The following is a 3,844-nucleotide window of genomic DNA, read 5'->3' as shown; positions in this document are numbered from 1 at the left end:
GGCCCGCCCCACGGTGGCCCGCCCGGCGGTGGTCACCGCGCGTCGTCGTTGCTGGCCCGGCGGAACATGTCCCAGCTAATGATCGACTTTCTGGTCGGCCTCGCCGACCGGGCGGCGCTGAGGGGCTGGGCCCAGCGGGTGCTGGCCGACCCGGGCGCCGACGGCGCCTCCCCGGTGAACGCGCTGGGGGTCGCCCGCGCCCTCGGGCTGCCGGTCGCCGGCGCCCACCTTGCCGGCCAGGACCTGCGCGGCCAGGACCTGGCCGGGCGCAACCTGCGCTTCGCCGACCTCACCGGGGCGGTGCTCGCCGGGATCCGGCTGCCCGACGCCGACCTCACCGGTGCCAACCTCTCCGGTGCCGATCTCCACGGCGCCCGGCTGATCCGTCCCATCCTCACCAACGTGCAGCTCACCGGCAGCCGCTGGCAGCGGGCCGCGCTGGTGCACCCACGGCTCGACGTGGCCAGCGCCGCCGCACCCGAACTGGCGGCCGCGGCGGTCCTCGGGCGCGACCGCGTCGAGGCGATGCTGCTGCCACCCGCCCGGGAGCCGCGAAGCATCGTCTTCGCCCCGGACAGCACCCTGCTCGCGGCCTGCTGGGGGCGGCAGGTACTGCTGGTCGACCCCGACGGGCTGCGCCCGCTGCGGACGCTGACCGGCCACACCGGCACGGTGCGCGCGGCGGCGTTCTCCCCCGACGGCACCCTGCTCGCCACCGGCGGCGACGACCGCACGGTCCGGCTGTGGGACACCACCACCGGCCGGCAGACCCGCGAACTGTCCGGCCACACCGGCCCGGTGCGCGCGGTGGCGTTCTCCCCCGACGGCGCCACCCTGGCCACCGGCGGGGACGACACGGCGGTACACCTGTGGGCGGCCACCGCGGAACCCGACAGCCGACAGCCCCGCCGGATCATCGACCACGCCCACGGCAGCCACGGCGCTCATGAGGCCCACGACAGCCACAGGTCGCACGACGCTTACGACAGCCACGGGTCACACGATGCTTACGGGGCTCACGGCACCTACGGGACTCACAGCACCTACGAGGCGCGGGAGGCGGGGGCGCGGGACGACCGTCCGGGCGGGCGCGACCGTGGCGCGCCCAGGGTGCGGGCGGTGGCGTTCTCCCCCGACGGCACTCTGCTCGCCACCGGCGGCGACAACGGCACGGTACGGCTGTGGGAGGCGACGAGCGGACGGCCGGCCAGGGTGCTGCCCGGCCACACCGGCGCGGTGTGGCCGGTGGCGTTCTCCCCCGAAGGCACCACCCTGGCCACCAGCGGGGACGACCACACCGTCCGACTGTGGGACGCACCCACCGGCCAGCAGACCGGTCAGCTCACCCGCCACACCGACCATGTGCACGCGGTGGCGTTTTCTCCCGACGGCACCACCCTGGCCACCGGCGGGGACGACGGCACGGTGCACCTGTGGGACGTCGTCTCCAGCCGTCGGACGGCGATGCTGCACGGCCACGCCAGCGCGGTGCGGTCGGTGGCGTTCTCCCCCGACGGCACCACCCTCGCCACCGGCGGCACGGACCGCACGCTGCGGCTGTGGGATCCGCTGGGCGGCCAGGAGACCGGCCGGCTGGCCGGCCGCGGCGACCCGGTGTGGGCGGTGGCGTTCTCCCCCGACGGCACCACCCTCGCCACCAGCCACAGCACCGCCAGCTACAACACCGCGCACGGCGGTAACGGCGGCCATCCCACCGTCCGACTGTGGGAGGTGACGACCGGACGGCTCACCGGACAGCTCACCCGCAGCGCCGACGCGACCACAGCGGCCGCCGCGGTGACGTTCTCCGCCAAGGGCGCTCTGCTCACCACCGTCCATGCCGACGCCCTGCTGCGCTGGGACATCGTCACCGGCCGGCGTGGCAACCGCCTCGCGGGCCATGCCGGCGTGCCGTGGCCGATGGCCGTGGCGCTCTCCCCCGACGGCACCACCCTGGCCACCGGCGAACCCGATGGCGGCATACGCCTGTGGGACATCGACGCCAGCCACCCGATCGGCCGGCTCACCCGCCCCACCGACCCGACCACCAGCCACGGCGGTGCCGACCAGGCCGACCGAGGCAGCCGGAGCGGCCAGGGCGCTACCAGCCACGGCGGTGCCGGCCGCACCGCCGCCACGGCGATCGCCTTCTCCCCCGACGGCGCCACCCTCGCGGTCGGCGAACCCGACGGCACCATACGTTTGTGGGACATCACCACCGGCCATCCAATCGGCCGGCTCACCCACCCCACCGACCAGACCAGTCCCGACCGGACCACCACCAGCGGCGCTACCGACCGCGGCACAGCCGACCGGACCGGCCACAGCGGTACCGCCCGGGGCAGCGCCGGCGGAGGCGCTGCCGGCAGAGACAGCACCGGCAGGGGCAGCGCCGGCAGAGAGGACGGTGCCGGCCATGGCGGCGACGGCCGCGACGCCGCCGCCATGGCGATCGCCTTCTCCCCCGACGGCGCCGCCCTCGCAGTCGGCCGCGACGACGGCACCGTGCGGCTGTCGACCATCGCCACCGGCCGTCAGGCCGGCCTGCTGACCGGCCATATCGGCGCGGTGCGGGCGGTGACGTTCTCCCCCGACGGCAGCCTGCTCGCCACCGGCGGTGACGACGGCACTGTGCGGCTGTGGACCATCGGCGCTGGCAGCAGTACCGGCAGTACCGTCGCCACCATGGTCAGCTTCGCCGCGGGCGGGTGGAGCGTACTTCTGCCGGACGGCAGTGTCAAGATCGACGGTGATCCGGCGAACTTCCTGTGGTGGGTCGTGAAGCTGTGCCGCCTCGAGCCGGGCGAACTCACCCCGCTCGGACCCGACGCCCCGATTCCCGGGCTCGAGCGCATCCCCCGCTCCCCGATCCACCCGAACGGCCGGAATCGTCGACACTGGTTTCCGTGACGCATTTGCCGGAACCGTCCGGCACCGGCCGCCGCCAGCGGTAAAAAACGATACAGCGACTTTTTCACCGTCCACTCCGCGGTTACGATACATTCGTGCGGAACTTCGGGGGGACGAACAAGGCTGTGACGAACAAGCCAGCCACGAACACGACAGCACGGCAGGACGGATGCCGGCACCGGTACAACGCCGAAAGCCGCCCTGCTTCGGACTCCCGTCCAGGCGTACCCGGTGCCCAGGCAAAGGACCGGTGCGCATGACGTCCTACACGCAGCTGTGCCACCAGGTCGCCGGCATCCGGACGGGTACCGTTCCGGATTGGTTGACGCAGGCCCTCATGGATGCTGCGGCCACCCCCCGGGAGGCGACGGTGCTGCGCCATCCGCTGGGATTCCTGTGTATTCCGGTACGGCGTTTCGAGGAGGGCGGGGTCTGCGTGCACGTGTGGACCCGGCAGGTCCGCGCGGCACGTCCGACCACCTCGTCGGTGCACTGCCACAGCTGAGACCTGCGCAGCCTCGTGCTGGCCGGCGAGGTCCACAACCATCTCGTGCGGATCACCCCCGCGGCCGGGACGCCGCCCACCCACCGCCTCTTCGAGGTGCACAGCCACGGCGACGTGGACGAACTGCGGGCGACCTCGCGCCTGGTGCGCTACGGCCCCGGCACGATGGAAAGCCATCGAGCGGGCGACCTCTACACCATGCCGGCCGGGATGTTCCACTGGACCGAGGTCCCCGGCGGGGAAGCGACCACTCTCATGCTGGCCCGCAACCGCCCGGACCACCGTGATCGGTCGATCGGGCCGCTCCATGCCCGCGACCACTGGGTACGGCGCGGGCGCTGCGACACCACCGAAAGTGGCCAGGCGGCCCGGACCGTCCTGCGCCTGCTCGAGCGGAGGCGACCGGCCGCACGGCCGGTGTGACCGGCG

Annotated in this window: 3 protein-coding genes; all 3 read left to right on the top strand. The window is 73.9% G+C overall.

All coding sequences use genetic code 11. From position 1 onward, the window contains the following. Window positions 1-2,910, top strand: a 2,910-nt coding sequence (locus tag CM1CMNOD_RS22935) for a pentapeptide repeat-containing protein (protein WP_241247551.1), incomplete at its 5' end; no start/stop codon positions are given. Between the two features lie 256 nt (window positions 2,911-3,166). Beyond that, window positions 3,167-3,415 (top strand): hypothetical protein, encoded by a 249-nt coding sequence (locus CM1CMNOD_RS08305; RefSeq protein WP_050803432.1) that lies wholly within the window; start codon window positions 3,167-3,169, stop codon window positions 3,413-3,415. Between the two features lie 15 nt (window positions 3,416-3,430). Beyond that, window positions 3,431-3,838, top strand: coding sequence for a hypothetical protein (locus tag CM1CMNOD_RS08300; RefSeq protein WP_050803429.1), 408 nt, complete (start codon window positions 3,431-3,433; stop codon window positions 3,836-3,838). Window positions 3,839-3,844 lie beyond the last annotated feature (6 nt).

The organism is Protofrankia symbiont of Coriaria myrtifolia (genome assembly GCF_900634755.1).
GTDB lineage: Bacteria > Actinomycetota > Actinomycetes > Frankiales > Frankiaceae > Protofrankia > Protofrankia coriariae.
The sequence above is the reverse complement of the archived record's forward strand: the minus strand, read 5'-3'. Positions and strand labels throughout refer to the sequence as shown.

What these genes read in the sequence shown, in the direction of transcription:
- CM1CMNOD_RS08305 (WP_050803432.1), top strand. Translation starts at nt 3,167, where the DNA reads ATGACGTCCTACACGCAGCTGTGCCACCAGGTCGCCGGCATCCGGACG.